We start from the raw sequence: 22,357 nt of genomic DNA, 5'->3' as shown, positions 1-22,357 counted from the left end.
ATAAAAAATTAAATTGTAAAAAAATTATACTGTTTAAAAGTCAATAAAGGATCTTATCTTATATAATTTAAATAGATTAATAATATTTCCCAATGCCTAATTACAAATCAGAGGAATATATAATATATTAGACCAAACTTTATCCCAACCTTTTGCATGAGAAATATTAGGAAAAGTTTGTTTTTTTACACATAGTGAGTTACTTGTTTTTACGTAAAGTTCTGCTATGAAAGGCGGGACTCTTTTGTCCTCCATGCCGGAGAGATGTAATTGAGGGATATTATTAACCTGCTTTGCATAATTTATCGGGTTTAACGATTTAACTAAGTAACCACGATAATTATGATATTTATCAAATTTTTCAGTATCTAAATTACCGGCAATCGTTATAATATCTTTAACATTACTATTTTGAGCGGCAATTAATATTGTAAGCCCGCCGCCACCGGAGAAGCCGACTAAGCTAAATTTTTGTCCGTTATTGATAATATTTATGACATTGTTAATTGAATCTACGACTTCCTGCCCCATTCTTTTATCTAACCAATAATCGCTAATGCATTTTGAGTTCATTTCTAAAGGAGTATATTGGCAAGGTCTTGCTATATAAACAATATTCGGTCTTTTATCCATTGTAGCAAGCTTTAAGAGCATCGGATTAACGGGAGTAGGGTTGTTGGAATTAGCAGATCTATCCGCAAGATGTCCATCTCCCTCAATATAGAATACAAAAGGTAGGTTACGGTCGGTAATACGCTGATAAGTCGTAAGAGTAAAATCACCTCCGTTTACTAGCTGCATCTGAAAGTTATTTTGAGTTGCTATATCTTGCGAATGCTTTACCCTACTAGCTACATCATGGGTAGTAGAACACCCTGAAAGAAATATTGATGTAAGGAATATTATACAAAGAAGTTTTTTCATAATATTTAAGGTAATATTTGGTAGGAGTTATTTACATGGCTTTAATGACATTCCTGTGTGGACATCAAATCGTCATTGCGAGCGGACATTGTTGCGTGGATCAATTACACTTCTATCATCCCGTGGCTTGACCACGGGGTGACACAGTGGATTTTATCGAACCACGCAGGGCATGCAATACCTGCTCGCAATGATGACAGAAAATAATTAAAACGGTATTTCGTCGTCTAAGTCGCTATGATCAAAGGAATGATTTTTAGTTTCAGGATGTTTATATTCGCTATGCCCTGAATCTTGAGTATGATTATTAGAATTTTTACTATCTAATAATATTAATTGTGAATTAAAGTTTTGTAACACAACTTCCGTGGTATATTTTTCTTGACCTGAATTATCATTCCACTTACGGGTTTGCAATAAACCTTCAATATATAATTTACTACCTTTTGTGACATAGCGTTCTACAACAGATACTAACCCTTCACTAAATATCACTACTCTATGCCATTCAGTTCGTTCTTTTCGTTCGCTGGTAATGCGATCTTTCCAAGTTTCGGTTGTTGCTAAGGAAAGATTAATGATTTTTTTCCCTTCGCCCGTAGTTCTAATTTCCGGATCACGCCCTACATTACCTATTAATATTACTTTATTTAAACTACCTGCCATAGATTACTACCTATTTTAAAATATTATTATTGCAATAATAATATAAAAGAGCCTATAATACTACAGGTTTTTTAAAAAATATCTCAAAATTTTTGTAGTGAAGTGATTATGAACCAAGAATATATTAAGGTACGCGGTGCTAAAGAACATAATCTAAAAAATATAAATGTTGATATTCCAAGAAATAAATTTGTTGTTATCACCGGTCTTAGCGGTTCAGGCAAGTCTTCTTTAGCTTTTGATACTATTTATGCAGAAGGTCAAAGGCGATATGTTGAAAGCTTATCTTCATATGCAAGGCAATTCTTACATTTACAAAATAAACCGAATGTGGAATCTATTTCCGGATTATCGCCTGCTATTGCAATTGACCAAAAAACTACTTCTAAAAATCCTCGTTCTACGGTTGGAACTATAACGGAAATTTACGATTATCTTAGATTATTATATGCAAGGGTGGGTATTCCTTACTCTCCGGCAACCGGTCTTCCGATACGTAGCCAAACGGTTTCCGAGATGGTAGATATAATTAATGAACTACCTAAAGGTACGAAAGTATATTTACTCGCTCCTATTGTTAGAGGACATAAGGGTGAGTTCAAACGTGAAATTATGAATCTGAAAAAGCAAGGCTTTCAGAAATTAATAGTTAACGGTGAGGTTTGCGAAATTGATGATTTACCGAAACTTGATAAAAATAAGAAGCATAATATAGAAGTCATCGTTGATAGAATAGTTCTAGACGAAAATTTAGGTAATAGGCTTGCAGATAGCTTAGAGAGTTCGTTAAATCTTGCCGAGGGTATTACTTATTTGGAAATTGTAGAATTGCCGCCGGCAGTTAAGACTGGGTTTGAAAAAAATCAGCGTATTACTTTTTCCGAAAAATATTCTTGTTCGGTATCGGGTTTTCAGCTTACTGAAATAGAGCCTCGAATCTTTTCTTTTAATAGCCCTTTTGGAGCATGTCCTAAATGTGAAGGAATAGGTAAAGAGTTTTTCTTTGATAGAGATTTAATAGTTCCGGATCAAAGAATTTCTATTAAAGACGGTGCAATAGTGCCTTGGGGTAGTACATCTTCTAAATTTATCCTAGAGACATTAAAGGCTCTTGCTGATCATTATAAATTTTCTATTGAAGTACCTTTTGTAAGTTTATCACAAAATGTTAAGGATATTTTATTTGAAGGTTCAGGAGAAGAGGCAATAAAGTTTGAATTTCACGACGGTTCTAAAACGCAAATAATAAAACAACCTTTTGCCGGTATAATACCAAGTTTGCAAGAAAAGGACCGTACTATAGAATCGGTTTTAATTAAAGAAGAACTAGCTAAATTTAAGTCAGAACATAAATGTACTGCCTGCTCAGGGTTTAGATTAAAAGATGAAGCATTATGCATTAAAATAGCGAATCTTCATATAGGCGAAGTAGCAGGTATGAGTATTGCAGCCTTGCAAAAATGGTTTAGTCACTTAGAAGAAAAATTAAATAAAAAGCAATTATTTATTGCCGAACGTATACTCAAAGAAATTACCGAGAGATTAAAATTTCTTATGAATGTTGGGCTTGATTATCTAACGTTATCACGAGAAGCAGGTACTTTATCGGGAGGGGAAAGTCAGCGTATTCGTCTTACATCTCAAATAGGTTCAGGGCTTAGCGGTGTTTTATATGTACTTGATGAGCCGTCTATCGGTCTTCATCAACGAGATAATACAAGATTAATTGAGACACTAAAAAGGCTTAGAGATCTGGGTAATACCGTTTTGGTAGTTGAGCATGACGAAGAAACAATGTATGAAGCAGACCATATTATTGATATAGGACCGGGAGCCGGTATTCACGGCGGTCGTGTTATTGCAGAAGGAAATGCTGAAGAAATAAAGAATTTTGAAGAAAGTATTACAGGTAGGTATCTAAGCGGTCGTCAAACAATCAAAGTGCCGTCTGAAACGAGAGTAGGGCATGATAATAGGGCAATTGAATTACTTGGGGTGGTTTCCAACAATTTAGATAATGTTGATATCAAAATTCCGCTTGGTACTTTTACTGCTATAACGGGAGTATCGGGAAGCGGTAAATCAAGCTTGATGATTCATACTCTATATAGAGCGGCTCTAAAGCATTTAGAGCCAACTAGCAAAGTATTTCCCGGCAAATATAGAGAATTAAAAGGACTTGAATATATTGATAAAATTATCGATATTAATCAATCTCCGATAGGTAGAACTCCTCGTTCAAACCCTGCGACTTATACAGGTGCCTTTACCCATATTAGGGATTGGTTTGTGGAATTACCTGAATCAAAAGCTAGAGGGTATAAAGTAGGCAGATTTTCGTTTAACGTTAAAGGCGGTAGATGTGAAGCATGCCAAGGTGACGGGCTGATTAAAATTGAGATGCATTTCCTACCTGACGTATATGTGAAATGTGATATTTGTAATGGTCACAGATATAATAGAGAAACGCTTGAAATAAAATATAAAGGCAAATCTATTGCTGATATTTTGATGATGACGGTAGAAGATGCAATGCAATTTTTTGAAAAAATACCGTTAATCTATGAAAAACTAATTACCTTAAATGAGGTGGGTCTAGGTTATATCAAAATCGGTCAGTCTGCTACTACTCTTTCAGGAGGCGAGGCACAACGTGTTAAGCTTGCTAAAGAATTATCAAGACGTTCAACCGGTAAAACGCTTTATATACTTGATGAACCGACTACAGGACTACATATAGACGATATTAATAAATTGTTAAAAGTATTACATAAACTTGTTGATATGGGCAATACCGTTTTAGTTATCGAACATAATTTAGATGTTATAAAAACGGCAGATTATATTATTGATGTCGGTCCTGAAGGCGGTGACAAAGGCGGTAAGATAGTTGTATGCGGCACTCCTGCCGATATCACTGCCTGTGAGGAAAGCCATACCGGTAGATATTTAAAGCAATATTTGGAATAAGTATAATGCCGTCAGCATTCACGGGTGTTGCGTGTGACCTATTATTCCTCTCTGTTATCCTGTGGTTGTTTCATAGATACCGAATCGTCATTACAAGCAGCCGTAGGCTGCGTGGCAATCCAGAAAAATAATAAAAAATTTTTACTGGATCCCGTGAATAAATCACGGGATGACAGAGAGGAATAATAAGCCACGCAATACTCGTGAACGGTTACCTAATGCTTATGATCGTGGTGGTGGGTATAGAAGCCTAGAGAAGAAAGTGCATTTGAGAATTCAGAGTTAGGAGTTATTTCGTTTGGTATTCCGCTACAACATATATGACCGTTTAAGCATATCACTTGATCGGAGTTTTTTATTACGGTAAATAAATCATGAGAAATCATAAAAACCGTAATATTTAGTTTTTTACGAATCAAATTAATAAGCTGATAAAATTCTTGTTGGCTTGTTACGTCTAAAGACTGTAACGGTTCATCTAAAATAATTAAGTCGGGATTATTAACTATTGAACATGCAAGAACTACCTTTTGAAACTGCCCTCCTGAGAGCTTAGAAATTTCTTGATCTTTTATATGTTCCAAATCAATAAATGATTTAATCTCTTTAAAATTGTTATTAAAATTACTAGGTGCTAACAAATCTAAAAATTTTTTTACTGTAATAGGTAGATCAGGGGTTAATCCGAACTTCTGCGGTACATATCCGATTTTTAATTTGGGATCAATTATAATCTCGCCGCTTGTAGGTTTTTCAAGGCCAAGCATTAATCGTACTATGGTAGTTTTACCTGCACCGTTAGGTCCAATTAAAGTAGTTATATTATTTTTTTTGACAGTGAAACTAACGTTATTTATCGGCAATTTATTACCGAATTTTTTAGATACGTTACGAAACTCGATTATAGGTTTTTGCATGTATCGGTTCACTCCTGTCATCCCATGGCTGCATTATGTAGAATAAATGCCGATTAATTCTGTTTCGGCAAGTAAATGTTTTTGCAAAGCCAACACTAAAGCTTGTTTACTAGCATTCTCATCAAGCTCAAGATAATCATTTAGAGCGTATAGTTTAAAAAAATAACGATGAGGTTTGCCGGCAGGTGGACAAGGACCGCCGTATTTTTTTTCTTTCCAGCTATTATTTAAAATTTTAATATTGCTATCTATTTGTCCTTCTGAAAGCTTAGTAACAGAAGCAGGAATATTATAGATTATCCAATGATCCCATATACCGTGCGGTGGTGCTATTTCTACCGGTGCATCCGGATCATCCATGATAAGTGCAAAAGATTTAGTATCTGCAGGAGCATTATTCCATTCTAGATGCGGTGAAACATTTTGTCCTTTACAAGTAAATTTATCAGGAATGCAGTCATTATGTTTAAACGCAGTACTTGTTATTATGAAAGTCATTATTACTCTCTTAGTTTAAGGGATGTCATCCCGTGGCTTGACCACGGGATCTTGTGTCACAGGCTGAGTCCTGAGATACCGCGATCAAGTCGTGGTATGCACAGGAAGTGATCCACGCAGGCAATGCCTGCTCGCAATGACGTTTGGTCTATCAATTCACAACTTGCCATTGTCCGTCAGATTGGCGGCATGCATTACCGTATGCTTTTTGTTGTTTTCCGCCTATTACAACTGTTTGAGTGTACTCACGGCAATATTGACCTATACTATTTCTATAAGTTTTATTAGGTGTTACGTAACCGTAATTGCCGTTATCCGGATTACGCCATTCTGTACTACTACCGCTAGGAGCTGCTTCTAAAGCTCTTTGTGAGGTGAGTTCTGCAAGTCTTCTATCCTGTTCATCCATACCTGCACCGATTTGTCCACCAAGAACTGCTCCAAGTAATGCACCTACACCTACTCCGACAAGCTGTCCTTTACCTTTACCGAATTGAGAGCCAAGTAATGCGCCGCCGGCACCGCCAAGAAGTGTTCCTGTACCTTGTTTATTCATACCACCCGGACCGTTACAGGCTTGTAACATAGAAGCTGCAAGAGCTATAATCATAATTTTAGATAATAGTTTCATATAATTCTCTCTAAATTAATATATTATTTAATAAGTATATGGTTTTTAGAATTTTGTAAAGTTAAAACCAGATTCTGTAAACAAAATTTAAATTATTTGTATTTTAAAATATTATTTTTAATTTTGTTCACGGAACCTAATTATAATTGAATTTTATATTTTCTTTGTTAAACTACAAAAAAATAAATTGGAAAGATTTGTCATGGATACTAATAGCCGTAATCGGTTAATAAAATCGGTATCTTATTTATCGGTTACTACGGCATTAATTATTTTAAGTATAAAATTATATGCTTGGGTTGTTACCGATTCGCAATCAATCCTTGCGTCTTTAATTGATTCGATGCTTGATATAACTTCCTCCTTTATTAATTTAATAGCTTTAAGATTTGCCCTGCAACCGCCGGATCATCATCATCGATTCGGGCATGAAAAAATGCAGGATTTAACAATTTTTTCTCAATCGATATTTTTCTTTGCTTCAGCTTTTTTTGTAGGCTTTTCTTCGGTTAAATCGTTATTTGAAAAAACAAAACCGGAGAATATTAGCGACGGTACTACTGTAATGTATGTATGTATATTCTTAACAATTATTTTAGTACTTTATCAAACTTATGTAATTAAAAAAACAGGATCGGAAATAGTAAAAGCCGATAAGCTTCATTATTTCACAGACTTACTAACTAATGTTATAGTAATTATCTCTATAAATTTAAGTGATTATTTTTGGTTTGTTGACCCATTATTTGGTGTAGTTATTTCGTTATATATATTTCACTCTTCTTATTCTTTATTTAAAAAGGCATTTAAAAATTTAGTAGATCATGAATTACCCGAACAAGATAGACGAAAAATTATCTCGATAGTTAATAACCATTTAGGCGTAAAAGGTATGCACGAAATGAAAACTAGATATGCCGGTCAAAAAGCTTTTATCCAGTGCCATTTGGAAATGGACGGCAATATGTCGCTTTATAATGCTCATAAAATTAGCGATGAGATTGCTTTTGAAATATTGCAGGAATTTCCGGAGGCTGAAATAATTATCCACCAAGATCCTTTTGGAATCGAAGAACACGTAAATTACTGTGAATATATTGTTAGATAAAGAAGCTAATTTTAATAATTTTTTCATGGAGCAAGCTTTAAAACAAGCACGGATTGCTTTTGATAAAAATGAAGTTCCGGTCGGAGCGGTGATTGTAGATAGGTTAAATCAGAAAATTATTGCTAGTACCCATAACAATATGGAAGAAAAAAATAACGCTCTTTGTCATGCTGAAATTATTGCTATTAATGAAGCATATAATCTTATATCTTCTAAAAATTTAAATGATTATGATATTTACGTTACTTTAGAACCTTGTGCTATGTGTGCGGCAGCTATAGCTCATAGCAGGTTAAAACGTTTATTTTACGGGGCTTCTGATTCCAAGCACGGAGCAGTCGAAAGTAATTTACGATATTTTAACAGTAGTGCTTGTTTTCATAGACCGGAAATATATAGCGGAATTCTTGCCGAAGATTCGGGGCTATTAATGAAAGAGTTTTTTAAAAGGATACGATAATCATGGTAGAGCATTGCCTGCGTGGATCATAAAGTATGCTCGGTGTCATACCGTGGCTTGACCACGGTATCCATAAAAATAACTTAAAAATACTAATAAATTTTAGTATTTTTAACTGGATCCCGCGATCAAGTAGCGGGATGACAAATGAAAAACCTATACACGCAACAATGCTTTTGCGGGAATGACATAGAGGATTGCAAGAATGAAATAAAGAAGTAAGAAAATATGCTAAAACTATTAACCCCCTATTATTTTAATAAATTATCGAAGGTTATAATACTTATATTAGCTATATCTACTTTCCTAATGATGATTATAGGTCTTTATTTAGCCCTCATAGTTTCGCCGTTAGATTATCAGCAAGGTGAGTTTGTACGCATTATGTATGTTCACGTTCCTGCTTCTTGGATGGCCCTTGGTGTTTATGTTTTCATAGCAGCATGCAGCTTTAGCTATTTAGTATGGAAAACTACTATTAGCTATTTGCTAGCCGTAGCTTCTAGTTACGTTGGAGCTACTTTTACTTTGATTAGTTTAGTAACAGGTTCTTTATGGGGAAAACCTATATGGGGGACATGGTGGGTTTGGGATGCAAGACTTACCTCCATGCTCATATTATTTTTATTATATTTAAGCTATATTATTATAGTGAATAGTGCGGATAATATAAGAAAAGCACAAAATCCTGCTTCGATTATTGCTATTATCGGACTGATTAACATACCGATAGTAAAATTCTCGGTAAATATTTGGTATAGTCTGCATCAGCCTGCTAGTGTTTTAAGGTTTGGTTCTCCTACTATTCATTCTTCAATGTTAAAGCCTTTAATTATTATGTTTATAAGTTTTATACTATATTTTTTGTTAGTATTACTTTTAAGAACCTCTATATTAATTGATAAAATTAAGAATCGATAACAAAATGACCTATGTTGTAACCGATGAATGCGTAAAATGTAAATATACTGATTGCGTTGAAGTATGTCCCGTAGATTGTTTCTATGAAGGTGAATTTATGCTAGTTATCAATCCTGATGAATGTATAGATTGTGGTGTGTGTATTCCTGATTGTCCTATAGATGCTATTAAACCCGAATCACCGGAGTTAATAGAATGGGTAGAACGTGCAAAAGATTTTATAGAAAATAAAGGATGGAAAAATATTACCAAAAAACAACCTGCTTTGCCTGATGCCGATAAATTTAAAGATGAGAAAGATAAGTTTAATAAATACATAAATAACATGAATTAACTATATGTGTTTATTTTATCACAAAACTTAATAAAAGCTTTATTATATGAATCTAATTGCCGATTAAATATAGAACTAAAAAATATAATATGTTATATATGCTATTAAGATAATGTTTAATTATTTAATTTGAGGTGCTAATCATGAAACAGTTACTTTTAATAGCTGCAAGTGCAACAATTTTATCTTCTAGCGTATCATTTGCCGAGGGCATGGATAATGAGTGGTATTTAAGCATAGATGCCGGTGCAGCAATGTTTAATAAAGAAAAAGATAAGGCAACCGGTGTTAAATTAAAATCTAATACAACTGTTCCAGTTGATTTAGGTATCGGTTATTATATTTCCGAAAACTTTAGAGCCGATTTAACTTTAGGCACTATAATAGGTGGGAAGTTGAAGAAATCCGGAGCTGCGACTAATGCACCTTTTACCGGTACTAATGTTTCAGCAAGCCATAAACCTACTATTACACGTTTACTTATTAACGGTTATGTAGATTTAACTAATTGTGATATGTTCGATGTTTTTGCTGGTGCCGGTGTTGGTCCTGCATTAGTTAAAGAAAAAATTACATATAATGGGATAACTGGTCTTTCATCTAACACTAAAAACAGAACTAATATCTCGTACAAGCTAACTTTAGGTACTTCTGCGCAAATTGCCGACGGGGTTAAAGCAGAACTAGCTTATAGCTGGATATATGATGGTAGAACAAAAAGTAAGAATGTAATTTACCAAGGAACAAGTGTACCAACCGGTGGCATGCGTTATCAAAGCCACAACTTAACAGCTGGTATAAGATTTGATATATAATTACAAGAATATATTAATAGTTTTAGGTAATAACTTAATATTATACCGTGGCTTGACCACGGTATCTAGAAATACAAAAAAAGACTGGACTCCGTGGTCAAGCCATGGAGTGACATTAAACGACAACTCAAAAATGTCACTTAAAACTATTTTTTATCGAATTTAGGTAAAAATTGTAAAATTATTATCTAATATCGTTTTTACTAACAACTAATAAAATTTAAAGGAAAAATTTAACAATATGAAAAAATTACTTTTAATAGCAGCTGCAAGCACAGCACTTTTAACTTCCGGTCTTTCATTCGCTGATTGCGATACGAATTCTTCTGTAGATTCATCTACTAATTCATCGATGTCATCATCTCTGGAAAATCAATGGTATTTAAAACTTAATGCCGGTGGCGTGATTTTTGATAAAGCGAAACCTTCAAATAGCAGTGTTAAGTTAAAATCCAATACAGGTTTTACCGGTAATATTGGAGCAGGTTATTATATCATGGATAATTTAAGAACTGATTTTACAATTGGAATGGTAACAAGTAACCACATGAAAAAGTCTACAAATGTTTCAGCCTCTAGCTCTACTGTTACTACTGTACCATCGGTTATTTCAGCAGGTGGACAACTTATTATTAATGGTGTTGTGATTCCAGGAGGTGTGTTTACAAGTGGTCCTGGCGGCACTACTACTACAGTATCAGTAAAACATAAACCTACTATTGTAAGTGCATTACTTAACGGTTATGTAGATTTTATTGATTTAAGTATGTTTAAAGTTTTTGCAGGAGCAGGTGTCGGTGCTGCGTTAGTAAAGGAAAAAGTAAATATTTCAACTAAGACTGTTGCTAATAATAATGTTATTAGTAGTACTAATTTTTCAGGAACCACTAAAAACAAAACCAACTTTGCTTATCAATTATCTTTAGGAACTTCATTTGAACTAGCACAAGGTGTGAAAGCAGAACTCGTTTATAGCTGGACAGATTACGGTAAATCAAAAACTAATACTAAAAATGTTGCCGGAAATAAAGTTAAATTTGGTGGAACCCGTTATAAAGGTAATAACTTAATGGCAGGATTAAGATTTGATATGTAATTAACTCTCAAATCTGTTTACAAGCTAAAAAGGAGTCTTTAATCAAAGACTCCTTTTTTTGTTTGTGTGCCTTGGTATTGCCTACGTGGATACTGAGGCGTCATGAGCTAAGCGACTGCAAGGTATTATCGCATGATTCAGCTTTTTCGTCATTGCGAGGAAAATTACGAAGTAATTGACGAAGCAATCCAGTAAAAAATTCTGATTTACAGAATTTTTTTAATTATTTTTTGGATTGCCGCGTCGCCTACAGCTCCTCGCAATGACGACTTGGGTATCTACGCAACAACGCCTGCTCGCATTGACGATTAGAGTATTCACGCAGGCAATGGTCATAAGATTTGTGGGAACGCATGCAGAATATGATAAGATAAATGTTAAGGAGATTTAAGTATGGAAATAAATATTATAAAAACAGACAAAGAATATAAAGAACTAGATAATTTATTATATGCAAAAGAAAATTCCTCAGAAGCTGAAAAATTAGAAATATTATCAATATTAGTAGAAGATTATGAGAATACACATTATAAAATAGAAGCACCTGACCCAATTAAAGCAATTAATTTTAGGATAGAGCAGCTTGGACTTTCTAGAAAAGATTTAGAAAAGAGCATAGGTTCAAGAAGTAAAGTATCTAAAATTCTTAATAAAAGAAGACCTCTTACTTTATCTATGATTAGAAAATTACATAAAAATTTAAATATTCCGGCGGATATTTTAATTCAAGAAATCCACACGAAGAGAGCATTAATTCTCATACTTTAGGCTTTTTCTTATAAAACGTTACGTTCATTTGATGTATTGCTTCAAAGCCTAAATAAATTTTAATACGTTCTAGAATAATATCTTGATAATAAGGTAATTCTGCTGCCGTAGCATTATCTTCTGCTTGTATAAACAGCGTATTAATCTTTTGTTTTTTATAAGTATAGGTGGTGATTTTTAAAGGTAATGCTTTAGTACTGAAGTTAAACCCGACTATTTTATTCCAGTTAATCATGATTTCAGGCAGCAATGGATGTTGTTTGGCAAATATACGTCTAACTATTTTATCAATATCCTCTTTAATTAGCTTCATTTTAATAAACTCTGCACTGTTAAAGTTATAACGGCTAAAGCAAGCATTATAGATATTACGGGAAAATGTAAAGATGTAACCGATATGATCATTAAAAATATATTACAAACTGCTATAATCGATACTACTTTTTTATGAGACTTACCTTTTTGTACTGCTTTTTGGAAAAAATGCTTTAAATGAGGCTGCCAAATTTTTTCTTTATTGAGTAGCCGAATTAATATGGTTAGTACGGCATCGGTAATGTAATATAAGCTAGCAATAGCACAAGCTATAAATAAATTAGTGCTTGTAAGAGCAAGCAGGAGCAAGCAAAGACCCGTTAAGAATCCAAGGCTAATACTTCCCACATCTCCTAAAAATATTTTGGCCGGATGCCAATTAAATATTAAAAAACCACAAGAACAACCAAGAATAATAACATTTACACTAGATATAAAATACGAGTTATCAATAGTAGGAAATTGTAAAAAACATAATATAAGCATAGTGCTAGATAGATGAATAGATTCTATGCAGCTCATACCGTCTATACCGTCCATAAAATTATATATATTAATAAAGCCGCTTAAAGCTATAACTAAAATAGAATATATTAGTATATGGACGGAATTTACCTGTGAAAAAAGAAAAATAGCAAAAGCTGCACAAATTAAGTGGACTATTAAACGAATTAGAATAGGTACGGCTTTTAAGTCATCTAAAAAAGAAACCGAGGAAATTACCAATAATAAAGGTAGTATTTTTGTTGAATTAATAAGATTATTGCTTGTTATATATTCAAATCCGCTCAAAGCAATCATTACGACAATTACAATAGCAAGACCGCCGCCGCGCGGTGTTATCTTATCATGAGAGCGACGACTACTCGGTACATCAACTAAACCGATTGCAGGAAGATATTTAGTTAATATATATGTTAATATAGCGGTTGCTATAAAAGAAAAAATAAATAATAGACTTCCTGCATAACTTACTCCTAAAGGTAATTTGTGCGTCAATCCGGTACTCGCATCCTCACGTACTAAAGTGTACGCTGCGGCGGCAAGCGTTTCCGTGTTTCCTGCAAATTCCTCTTTATTAGCTACGTTATGCAGGAAGTCTAAAGTGCTATAGCTATTTATATTCATAGTAACATATTAGATTTAAAACTATAATATTTGTTATTACTTATAATGACGTGATCATGTACTATAATATTTACGGTTTGGCATGTCTCTACTATCTTATTTATAATATGAATGTCGGCTTTTGAAGGTTCAGGGCTACCGCTTGGATGATTATGCACAAGTATAAGGCTGCTTGCTTCGTTAAATAAAGCTCGTTTAATTATCTCACGTGGATATACCGCAGCTTGGTCTATAGTTCCTTGACTTAAAACCTCATCGGTAAAATATTTTTCTTGTTCAAAAATAATATACGAAATTGCTCGAGTCGCATATTGCCCATATTAACTTTTAAATAATCAATCAAAGAACTCCAAGAAGCAATAATATTTTTATTGATTGTTTTTTGTTTCAATACTCTATTTATCAACTCACGTATTAGAGCAAAATTAATATATAAATTTTCATTAGTACCTTTAATAAAGTAGCCTTTCTTTATCAAGATTAATTAAATCCGTAATATCAAAATGGTCAAGTAAATTTTTAGCAAGAGGCTTGACGTCTTTACGAGGGATAGCCGAAAATAACATTACTTCAAGTAATTCGTAATCGGAAAAATGTTCTGCTTCGGCAGTAACGCAGCGTTCTTTTACCCTTTTACGGTGACCTATATAATGAGGTGTACCTATTTCATCATTACCGAATTCTATCAAATTATTTTCTAACATTGTGTGAATCAAATTGAATATGGAGGGTATTTTAATTTTTTCGGTGATAACGTAAATATTTCAAAACCGTCCTTAGTCACGCCTATAGTATGCTCAAATTGAGCCGATAATGATTTATCACGTGTAGTAACCGTCCATCCATCTAGTTTACTTAATATAGTGTCGTAATTACCGGCATTTATCATAGGTTCAACGGTGAAAAACATCCCTTCTTCTAACGTTATACCCGTGTCGCTGCGACCGTAATTTAATATTGACGGTTGGTCATGAAAAACTCTTCCGATACCGTGACCCGTATAATCTCTAACCACAGAATAATTATGTTTCTCGGCATAGCTTTGAATAGCATGTCCGATATCACCGAGTTTAGCACCGGGTCTAACTACTTCAATCCCTTTCATCATTGCATCATAAGTTACTTGAATAAGACGCTTTGGCTTAATTGCTACGTCACTAACATAATACATACGGCTAGTATCACCGTACCAACCGTCTAAAATTACCGTAACATCAATATTTACTATATCACCGTTTTTTAATGGCTTGTCGTTTGGAATGCCATGACAAACCACATGATTTATAGAAGTACAAATCGATTTCGGAAAGCCTTTGTAATTTAACGGTGCAGGAATGGCATTATTAGAAGTAATAAAATTATGACAAAGGTCATTTAAACTATTAGTAGTGACGTTCGGCTTTACGTAATCAGTAATAAAATCGAGTGTCTCTGCAGCTAATTTTCCAGCTGCTCGCATCTTTATGAAATCTTTTTCCGTATGGATTTTTATGGTCATGAATTTTGGTTACCTTTCACTCAAGTAAAAAAATGTATTTTTTATAATACAAAATGGTTCTTTTAATGTAAATAACTTATCCTATTATTGAGAAGTGCTGCTATGTTACTTGATTTAGGTTTTGGATATTATATAATTGCTAATATGATTATTATTTAACATAATGGGTGTAGTTAGGTTATTAATTTACTCTTTCTGTTGTGGCTGCACATTCAAATGCTCATCCATTTCTTAAATTTGTAGGTTCAGAAATCACAGTACAATCTTTTTTCATGATTTCCGGCTTTTATATGGCTATGATTCAGAGCAATTATACAAGCAAAATAAAATTTTGGAAAAGTAGATATTTAAGGCTTTATCCTACTTATATCTTTTGTATTTTAGCTACTTTCCTCTTGCAGCAAAAATTTTCTTTTTTAAGGCAATTGTATAATCTTCCATTTCCGGCTGTTTTTTTTAATTTTTACAAACCTAACCATGTTGTTTCAAGATGTAACAATGTTTATTGGAATTAATAATAATACAGTACATTTTACACAATACTTTACTGACTCCACGCCTCCTCTTTATCAATTTTTGTTGATACCTCCTGGTTGGTCAATTGGGTTAGAAATTTCTTTTTATTTAATAGCACCTTGGATTCTAAAAAAGAAAAATATCTATATTTTATCCATAATTTGTATATCTTTAATTACTAGAATTATTCTTCAGTTTAACGGATTTATAGGAGATCCTTGGTCTTATAGATTCTTTCCTTCTAAACGTGCAATTTTCTTAATCGGTAGTCAAGCATTTTATATTTATTCTAGTAAAGAAATAAACGAAAAAAAGCCTTGGCTTAGTCAATTACTCTATTTATATTATATTAATAATTATTACTTTTTCGTTTATCCCAATAGAGCCTCAACTAAAAAAATTACTTTTTTATTGTTTATTTGCTCTATCTTTAGGAAAAATATTTGACTTAACCAAAGATAATAAGTTAGACAAATTAATTGCTTTACTCTCTTACCCAATATATTGTTGTCATTTAATTGTCTTGTATAACATATTACCTGCTATTTCATATTGGGTTGATAATGGGAAATTTCTTAATACGTTGGTTACTTTTATAACAGTAATAATTATTTCTTTTTTAATTTATTTCTTTATTGAAAAGCCTATAGAGTATTATAGAAAAAGATATAAAACTCATAATTTAGCTTAATATTTAAAACTATGCTATATTACATAAATAAAATTCTTTCAAACAATAAGGTACAAGCTGTTATCTTAGGGATAATCGGGCTTGGTATTGTTACTGTTCTCACGTCATATAATATAGACGATCCGTCTTTTAACTCGGTCACAACAGAGTACCCTAGTAATTTAGTCGGAATTTTTGGCTCTTATTTATCGGATTGTTTATATCAATTTTTTGGATTGGCTGCTTTTATTATACCGCTTGCTTGCTTTGTTTGGGTGAGAAATTGTTGGTATGGAAGATATCGCGGCTCATTTATCCGTATATTTGTAATGTTGCTCGCTCTCGTTAGCAGTAGCACGTTATTATCTAAGATTAAGCTAGAATTCATACCGGCAAATGCAGGCGGAGCTATTGGAATAATAGCTTCTAATTTTTTTGAGCGATTTACAAATCAACTATACTTATTATTAATATTTTTTACCTTTATTATATTAGTTGTTTTACTTGAAATTAAATTTACTTCTTTAAGTAATTTTATTATTAAGCTAGGTAAATTTTTAATCTATCGGGTACAATCTTTTTTACATAATGTATTTTCACGATTGTCGTCGATAAGATTATTCCATACTAAAAAAAATGATAAGATAAATATAACTTCTTCTTACCAAAAGCCTGTAAGTGAAAAAGTAAAATTCACTGAAGAAGCAAGACCCATACCTGCAAATCCTATAAGATTCTTTAGCAAATCTGTTAGCCCTAAAATATCTCAAAGCGAAATAGCAGAATTGCCGCCTATTTCCTTATTACGTGATCCTGAAAACCATCATGTAAAGGGGGTTTCTTCCTCAGAGCTTAAACAAAAGGCTGAAGAGTTATTAACCGTGCTTAATGATTTTGGAGTTAAAGGACAGATAATTAATATCAATCAAGGACCGGTGGTAACTCAATATGAATTTGAGCCGGCAGCAGGTACTAAAACATCAAGGGTAGTAGGATTATCTGACGATATAGCACGCTCACTATCTGCTTTATCAACAAGGATAGCAGTCATACCCGGCAAAAACGTACTTGGTATTGAGCTTCCTAATAAGCAACGTGAATTCTTTTGTTTGAAAGAGCTTATAGAGACTACAGAATACCAAGACAAATCAACTTTATTGCCGTTAGTCTTGGGTAAAGATTTAGCAGGTAAGCCGTTAATTGCCGATCTTGCTAAAATGCCTCATTTATTAGTAGCAGGAACCACCGGCTCAGGTAAATCCGTCGGTATTAATGCGATGATTGTATCGCTCTTATACCGCTATACTCCCGAAGAATGCCGCTTTATCATGATCGATCCGAAAATGCTTGAATTATCGGCTTATGATGGAATACCGCATTTGCTAACTCCCGTGGTAACCGAGCCTTCTAAGGCGGTAGTTGCTCTTAAATGGGCAGTTAAGGAAATGGAAAACCGTTATAGAATGATGAGCAATATCGGTGTTAAGAATATCGCAGGTTATAATGCAAAAATCTTAGAAGCGGTTAAAGAGAATAGAGTAATTGAGCGTTCGATTCAAACGGGTTTTGATCCTGAAACCGGTAAGCCTATTTACGAAACCGTTACGATGAATATGGAAAAACTACCTTACATTGTGGTTATTGTTGATGAGATGGCTGATTTAATGCTAATTGCCGGTAAGGATATTGAAATGCTGATTCAAAGGCTTGCTCAAATGGCAAGAGCGGCAGGCATTCATATTATTATGGCAACGCAAAGACCTTCTGTAGACGTTATTACCGGTGTCATTAAAGCCAATTTTCCAAGTCGTATTAGCTTTAAAGTTACCTCTAAAATCGATAGCCGAACGATTTTAGGCGAGCAAGGCTCCGAGCAGTTACTCGGTATGGGTGATATGCTATTTATGGGTAATACTTCAAAGATAAGTAGGGTACACGGACCGTTTGTTAATGAAGCCGAAATTGAGAAAATTACGGAATATTTGAAAGAGACCGGTACGCTTGAATATATCTCTGCCGTTACCGAGCAGCCTGAAGAAGACGATAGTAGCATTGATATCGGTGACGGCACATCTGATGAAGTGTTTTACAAAAAAGCCGTGCAGATAGTGCGTGACGAGCGAAAATCTTCCATTAGCTATATCCAAAGGTCGCTTAGAATCGGCTATAACAAAGCCGCCAACTTAGTTGAGAAGATGGAGAAAGAGGGAATAGTCTCACCACCGAATCATACAGGTAAAAGAGAGATATTATTGCCTGAGAGGTAAATGTCATTCCCGCGAAGGCGGGAATCCAGTACTTTTAGCTGTCATCCTGTGGCTTGACCACGGTATCTTGTATCACAGGCTGCGTGGCAATCTCGTCAAATATCCTGAGATTGCTTCGTCAATTACTTGCGTAATTTTCTCGCAATGACGACTCGGTATCTACATTTATCATTGACATTATTAATATATTTTAATAATTGCCGCCGCAATATATTAAATAATGGAAATAATTCAATGACTACCTCTATGCCTCATATGCAAAAATTACCCCTAAAGATTATATAATATCACGTCTTAAAGCTTTAAAAGCTAAGATAGCGAAAGTAAACCCGATGGCTATAAGAGATAATAAATGGTCGGATTTACATATAGCGGTAGGGTCTAAAGAAATAAAGTTAGTAGAAGCTTTGTGTAATGAAAAAAATATTAATGCTACAGATGCTAAATGTAGAACTCCTTTGGAGTTAGCAATACTTGGTCATGATTTAGAAACAGTAAAATTTTTAGTTCAGATGGGAGGAAAGATCAATGGCATTCGGTTAAGCAAATTTACGTCTACTATGAGATGTAACCCACCTATTAATAGATTTACGCGATATTTTAGGATAGTGTCTATTTAACCTTACCTTTTGCCGTACTTTAGCTATAGAACTTATAATTTTTTGTAATGTATTATTAGTTAAAATACACCCTGTCATCACTAGATTTTCTAACTGCCTCGTTACGATTAGTAAACAGTTTTTAAAATTGATTTTTATCATTGAGATAGGATCAAAAGTATTGGTTATGTATTTATTATCTTCACTTTTGTTAGATGGAATTAATTTTTCTGCTTCAAACTCAAAAAACCTAGATAAATTGATTAATAATATATGAGCGTATAAAGCGTATAATTCTTGTTTAATACCTCTAGCTGATTTTGCATGAAAATCTTCTATTTCTATAAACCTCTTTGAGATTTTATAAAGTTCTTTTATACTCCATCTAGAGTGATAAATTTCATAAAAACATTCTTTGGGAAAAATATACTTATCTGTTAGAGTTGTAGCATATATATAAGTTGTATCATTTATTTTATGTTTAATTAAGCGTACCTTTAGCGGTCTAAATTTTAAATTATAACCATCCTTCTTTAGATCATGCATAACAGTTGTAGATGGCATATAATCTATAGTACTATCTTCTTGATCTGTTTCTATAAAATTCATAATCTCATTATTGGTATTATTTCTAATACCAAAAGGTATTCTAAAAATAACATGACAATTTTGTTCTATGATTTTATAAAGCATTAAGTAACTAAAATATCCCCTATCCAGTACTACAATATCTTTACTACCTAACTGTTGAATGTGTTCTAGAGCAGATAATCTTTCATTCAAATGTGCTTGCAAACTAAAGTCATATACCACCTTTTCTTGTATGTTATAAAGACAACTCATTAAACCTGGTGGATAGTAATTACCTTGATCTGCTGAACACACTATAAATCCTTCATTAATTAATTCTCTTGGTAAACTTACCCTTGATCCATCTATTGTAAATATTCTATAACCCTTTCAATTTGGTAAATCTTGAATCTTGTGCCAAAGAACCAATAAATTTTGATTCAATTCTATAAAAACATCTTCTGGTAATTTTTGTCTTGCCTCACATAATGAAGATGCAGCTACTGTTTTAGTTTAGGGTAATATAATATTTTTATCTAAACATGACTCCCAAAATTGAATAAGACTACTACCATACCCTTGTTTATTATAACTTTGTACTAGTTTAAATAAAAATGTTACTAATATTTGTGTATTTAATACTCGTTTTCTTGTTTGCCACTTAGAATCAAATTTATCACTTACTTTTTTAAATATTTCGTTGACTTCAGACCAAAAAATTAATGATTTTGCTACCTCCATCTCAATATTCCTCTCTTTGTTATTACAATGAAAGTCATTATATCATATTTTTTATCTTAACCGAATGCCATTGTGGCTTGACCACGGGGTGACAGATAAAAGTACTGGATTCCCGCTTCTGCGGGAATGACATAACAGGATTCATGCAACAACACCTATGGATCAACGGAATGACATCAGAGAATTTAGTATAGTTTTCAGAACTCCCAATATATATTATTAGAGTACAGCAATATTTTTGCACCTAAAATAATTTTAGAAATGTCTATAGAATTTAATATAAAAGAAAAAATTTATATCATTTTATGTACGTTTTTTACAGTCCTTATTATAGTAGGAAACTTAATATATCAAAAATTTGTTTACCTTAATATTTTTAATTTTTATATTCTTGAATTATCTATAGGAGCAATTTTTTACCCGTTAACTTTTTTATTAACGGATTTAATAGCTGAGTTTTACGGTAAAGAAAGAGCCAATTTTTGTGTAAAGCTTGCTATTGTTTTTAATATAATAGTAGTTTTAATAATAAGTCTTATGGATAAATTGGAAGCTACTAATTGGTCTAATGTTGATAACATAACTTTTCATAAAGTCTTTGGTTCATACCATATATCTTTTTTAGCATCAACTTTTGCTTGTTATATAGCTCAACTTGTTGATATTAATATCTATTTATGGATACGTAAAATTACTAAAGGTAAATATTTATGGGTAAGAAACAATTTTAGTACGGCAATTTCTTTATTTATCGATACTTTTATTGTAATTGGGATTATGAGCTTATTTAATATTTTTCCTTTTGACCAATTAGGTCATCTTGTACTTAATAGCTATTCATTTAAACTATTTTTTACCGTATTTAGTATACCGATATTCTATTTGGCAGTTTGGTTAATATGCTTATCTATCAAGAGATTTGATAAATAAGGATAAGATTCTCAAAAAACCCTATCCTCTATTTATTTTTACAAATTGATTTTTAGTTTAACAAGTCCTTGATGGCTTTGATATTTTCTATGAGTATAATAATTATACTCAAGTAGAACATTTATATTCTTTCTGCTCATAAGTATATTACTACCGATATTATATCCAAGCTTAGGTTGTTTTGGTATAATAATTGTTTCTTGTAATGTTTGTCCTTTAAAAGTCGCTTGTGCATTAACTTTTGTATTTTTATTATTGAAGTGATGCTCAATATTACCGTACAAACTTGGTGTTAATACTATATTACTTGTGGTCGTTATAGGCTTAAACACTATTTTACCGCCAAGGCTACTTTCAAATAATTGATTTGATTTCTTTCGAATCATCAGATTTTCTATATCTACATTATATTCTTTATAGTTGCTAGCTCTTGAATAATCATATTTAAAACCAATATTAGGAATAAAATGTAAATCGTATTTTGTACGATATTTATAATTTAATAAAGTTTGAAAACTTAAAGTATTGTTTTTATATTTTCCAATTATATTATTAATACTTTTAGATTTATTCTTAATATAATTATGACCGTAAGATGTTATAGCCTGCAACGAGAAATCTTTAATTAGTTCTTTTAGACCGTAAATGCTTAAAAGATGACCGTTAACTGATGTTTTTCCTAGTTTTTTATTATATTTAATTTGGGATTCCAAACGGCTATAAGCTATTCCTATAACATCATGGCTATTGATGAATTCAGCATCGGCCCCGATAGTTACGCCGGTTGTACGACTTTGATATTTTGGAATATTCCTCCAAGTTCCTTGTTTGTTGATGCCGTATAAGCCGCTAATCCATAATCCTCTGTTTATACTAGCTTCTTCATCACCAGCCCCTATTGCAGCAACCTTTAATCTATCACTTAAAATATTATAATGAACAGGTTTGTGAAGAGTTGAAGTCGCCTTAACTAATATTGCTACTTTCCTACTGGTGTCATCAGATACCTGTTGTC

Annotated in this window: 26 protein-coding genes and 2 pseudogenes; 15 read left to right on the top strand and 13 right to left on the bottom strand. The window is 32.9% G+C overall.

Features of this window, described 5'->3' with window-relative positions; translation table 11 throughout:
* Positions 1–96: 96 nt before the first annotated feature.
* Complete coding sequence (locus D6968_RS00140) at positions 97–924, bottom strand: alpha/beta hydrolase family protein (RefSeq protein WP_045803613.1); 828 nt, start codon at positions 922–924, stop codon at positions 97–99.
* Positions 925–981: 57 nt separating this feature from the next.
* On the opposite strand from D6968_RS00140, the gene D6968_RS04985 reads away from it, so the two are divergent.
* Positions 982–1,131: a hypothetical protein gene (locus D6968_RS04985; protein WP_177717079.1), complete on the top strand. Its 150-nt coding sequence runs from the start codon at positions 982–984 to the stop codon at positions 1,129–1,131.
* Here the strand turns inward: D6968_RS04985 and D6968_RS00135 are convergent, their stop codons facing one another.
* Positions 1,132–1,590 carry a single-stranded DNA-binding protein gene (locus D6968_RS00135; protein ID WP_121542563.1) on the bottom strand — a complete coding sequence of 153 codons (459 nt, stop codon included), beginning with the start codon at positions 1,588–1,590 and terminating at the stop codon, positions 1,132–1,134.
* A 108-nt stretch (positions 1,591–1,698) separates the two neighbouring features.
* Between D6968_RS00135 and uvrA the strand changes: the two genes are divergently transcribed.
* Entirely contained in the window at positions 1,699–4,560 is a 2,862-nt protein-coding gene (uvrA, locus tag D6968_RS00130) for an excinuclease ABC subunit UvrA (protein WP_121542561.1), read from the top strand.
* Positions 4,561–4,775: 215 nt separating this feature from the next.
* Here the strand turns inward: uvrA and D6968_RS00125 are convergent, their stop codons facing one another.
* From D6968_RS00125 to D6968_RS00115, 3 genes are all read right to left on the bottom strand, one after another.
* Positions 4,776–5,477, bottom strand: coding sequence for an ATP-binding cassette domain-containing protein (locus D6968_RS00125; protein ID WP_121542559.1), 702 nt, complete (start codon positions 5,475–5,477; stop codon positions 4,776–4,778).
* A 33-nt stretch (positions 5,478–5,510) separates the two neighbouring features.
* A complete protein-coding gene (locus tag D6968_RS00120; RefSeq protein ID WP_121542557.1) occupies positions 5,511–5,975 on the bottom strand; it encodes a YbhB/YbcL family Raf kinase inhibitor-like protein in 465 nt (154 codons plus the stop codon).
* A gap of 151 nt (positions 5,976–6,126) precedes the next feature.
* Positions 6,127–6,606, bottom strand: coding sequence for an RT0821/Lpp0805 family surface protein (locus D6968_RS00115; RefSeq protein ID WP_121542555.1), 480 nt, complete (start codon positions 6,604–6,606; stop codon positions 6,127–6,129).
* 202 nt (positions 6,607–6,808) lie between these two features.
* On the opposite strand from D6968_RS00115, the gene D6968_RS00110 reads away from it, so the two are divergent.
* From D6968_RS00110 to D6968_RS00065, 8 genes are all read left to right on the top strand, one after another.
* On the top strand, positions 6,809–7,714 hold the full coding sequence (locus tag D6968_RS00110; protein WP_121542553.1) for a cation diffusion facilitator family transporter: 906 nt from the start codon (positions 6,809–6,811) through the stop codon (positions 7,712–7,714).
* Positions 7,695–8,174, top strand: coding sequence for a nucleoside deaminase (locus D6968_RS00105; protein WP_121542551.1), 480 nt, complete (start codon positions 7,695–7,697; stop codon positions 8,172–8,174). The genes D6968_RS00110 and D6968_RS00105 overlap by 20 nt, the downstream gene beginning before the upstream one ends.
* A gap of 35 nt (positions 8,175–8,209) precedes the next feature.
* On the top strand, positions 8,210–8,362 hold the full coding sequence (locus D6968_RS06580) for a hypothetical protein (protein ID WP_410519436.1): 153 nt from the start codon (positions 8,210–8,212) through the stop codon (positions 8,360–8,362).
* Between the two features lie 40 nt (positions 8,363–8,402).
* Positions 8,403–9,095, top strand: a complete 693-nt coding sequence (locus D6968_RS00095; protein WP_121542549.1) for a heme ABC transporter permease — start codon at positions 8,403–8,405, stop codon at positions 9,093–9,095.
* A 4-nt stretch (positions 9,096–9,099) separates the two neighbouring features.
* Positions 9,100–9,429 (top strand): ferredoxin FdxA, encoded by a 330-nt coding sequence (gene fdxA, locus D6968_RS00090; RefSeq protein ID WP_121542611.1) that lies wholly within the window; start codon positions 9,100–9,102, stop codon positions 9,427–9,429.
* Between the two features lie 143 nt (positions 9,430–9,572).
* Positions 9,573–10,244 carry an outer membrane beta-barrel protein gene (locus D6968_RS00085; RefSeq protein ID WP_121542547.1) on the top strand — a complete coding sequence of 224 codons (672 nt, stop codon included), beginning with the start codon at positions 9,573–9,575 and terminating at the stop codon, positions 10,242–10,244.
* A gap of 241 nt (positions 10,245–10,485) precedes the next feature.
* Positions 10,486–11,340, top strand: coding sequence for an outer membrane protein (locus tag D6968_RS00080; RefSeq protein ID WP_121542545.1), 855 nt, complete (start codon positions 10,486–10,488; stop codon positions 11,338–11,340).
* A 393-nt stretch (positions 11,341–11,733) separates the two neighbouring features.
* Entirely contained in the window at positions 11,734–12,108 is a 375-nt protein-coding gene (locus tag D6968_RS00065; protein WP_121542541.1) for a helix-turn-helix domain-containing protein, read from the top strand.
* Here D6968_RS00065 and D6968_RS00060 read toward each other — a convergent pair.
* From D6968_RS00060 to map, 5 genes and pseudogenes are all read right to left on the bottom strand, one after another.
* Entirely contained in the window at positions 12,098–12,421 is a 324-nt protein-coding gene (locus tag D6968_RS00060; protein WP_121542539.1) for a DUF721 domain-containing protein, read from the bottom strand. The two genes, D6968_RS00065 and D6968_RS00060, sit on opposite strands and share 11 nt — an antisense overlap.
* The gene (locus tag D6968_RS00055) at positions 12,418–13,551 is read right to left on the bottom strand and encodes a palindromic element RPE1 domain-containing protein (protein ID WP_121542537.1); all 1,134 of its coding nucleotides are present in this window, start codon (positions 13,549–13,551) and stop codon (positions 12,418–12,420) included. The genes D6968_RS00060 and D6968_RS00055 overlap by 4 nt, the downstream gene beginning before the upstream one ends.
* A pseudogene (locus D6968_RS00050) lies at positions 13,538–13,942 on the bottom strand (JAB domain-containing protein). The gene D6968_RS00055 and the pseudogene D6968_RS00050 overlap by 14 nt, the downstream one beginning before the upstream one ends.
* 6 nt (positions 13,943–13,948) lie before the next feature.
* Positions 13,949–14,255: pseudogene (locus tag D6968_RS00045) on the bottom strand (UPF0758 domain-containing protein); the annotation flags it as partial.
* Between the two features lie 8 nt (positions 14,256–14,263).
* The gene (gene map / locus D6968_RS00040) at positions 14,264–15,049 is read right to left on the bottom strand and encodes a type I methionyl aminopeptidase (RefSeq protein ID WP_121542533.1); all 786 of its coding nucleotides are present in this window, start codon (positions 15,047–15,049) and stop codon (positions 14,264–14,266) included.
* Positions 15,050–15,249: 200 nt separating this feature from the next.
* On the opposite strand from map, the gene D6968_RS06575 reads away from it, so the two are divergent.
* The 4 genes from D6968_RS06575 to D6968_RS06570 all read left to right on the top strand — a co-directional run bounded on the left by D6968_RS06575 (position 15,250) and on the right by D6968_RS06570 (position 19,122).
* Entirely contained in the window at positions 15,250–15,564 is a 315-nt protein-coding gene (locus tag D6968_RS06575) for an acyltransferase family protein (protein ID WP_410519435.1), read from the top strand.
* Positions 15,527–16,012, top strand: coding sequence for a hypothetical protein (locus tag D6968_RS05475; RefSeq protein WP_245968917.1), 486 nt, complete (start codon positions 15,527–15,529; stop codon positions 16,010–16,012). Before D6968_RS06575 ends, D6968_RS05475 begins: the two co-directional genes overlap by 38 nt.
* Before the next feature lie 255 nt (positions 16,013–16,267).
* Positions 16,268–18,502, top strand: coding sequence for a DNA translocase FtsK (locus D6968_RS00030; RefSeq protein WP_121542531.1), 2,235 nt, complete (start codon positions 16,268–16,270; stop codon positions 18,500–18,502).
* Between the two features lie 263 nt (positions 18,503–18,765).
* Positions 18,766–19,122: an ankyrin repeat domain-containing protein gene (locus tag D6968_RS06570; RefSeq protein WP_410519437.1), complete on the top strand. Its 357-nt coding sequence runs from the start codon at positions 18,766–18,768 to the stop codon at positions 19,120–19,122.
* On the opposite strand, the gene D6968_RS00020 is transcribed toward D6968_RS06570, so the two are convergent.
* On the bottom strand, positions 19,042–20,049 hold the full coding sequence (locus D6968_RS00020; protein WP_121542529.1) for a transposase: 1,008 nt from the start codon (positions 20,047–20,049) through the stop codon (positions 19,042–19,044). The two genes, D6968_RS06570 and D6968_RS00020, sit on opposite strands and share 81 nt — an antisense overlap.
* 135 nt (positions 20,050–20,184) lie before the next feature.
* Complete coding sequence (locus tag D6968_RS00015) at positions 20,185–20,412, bottom strand: hypothetical protein (protein WP_121542527.1); 228 nt, start codon at positions 20,410–20,412, stop codon at positions 20,185–20,187.
* 261 nt (positions 20,413–20,673) lie between these two features.
* On the opposite strand from D6968_RS00015, the gene D6968_RS00010 reads away from it, so the two are divergent.
* Positions 20,674–21,342: a queuosine precursor transporter gene (locus D6968_RS00010; protein WP_121542525.1), complete on the top strand. Its 669-nt coding sequence runs from the start codon at positions 20,674–20,676 to the stop codon at positions 21,340–21,342.
* 38 nt (positions 21,343–21,380) lie between these two features.
* Here D6968_RS00010 and D6968_RS00005 read toward each other — a convergent pair.
* A partial coding sequence (locus D6968_RS00005) for an autotransporter outer membrane beta-barrel domain-containing protein (protein WP_141110514.1) occupies positions 21,381–22,357 on the bottom strand: 977 nt, incomplete at its 5' end.

The organism is Candidatus Rickettsia colombianensi (genome assembly GCF_003664375.1).
Classification (GTDB): Bacteria; Pseudomonadota; Alphaproteobacteria; order Rickettsiales; family Rickettsiaceae; genus Rickettsia; species Rickettsia tamurae.
This window is presented reverse-complemented; position numbering and strand designations above follow the sequence as displayed.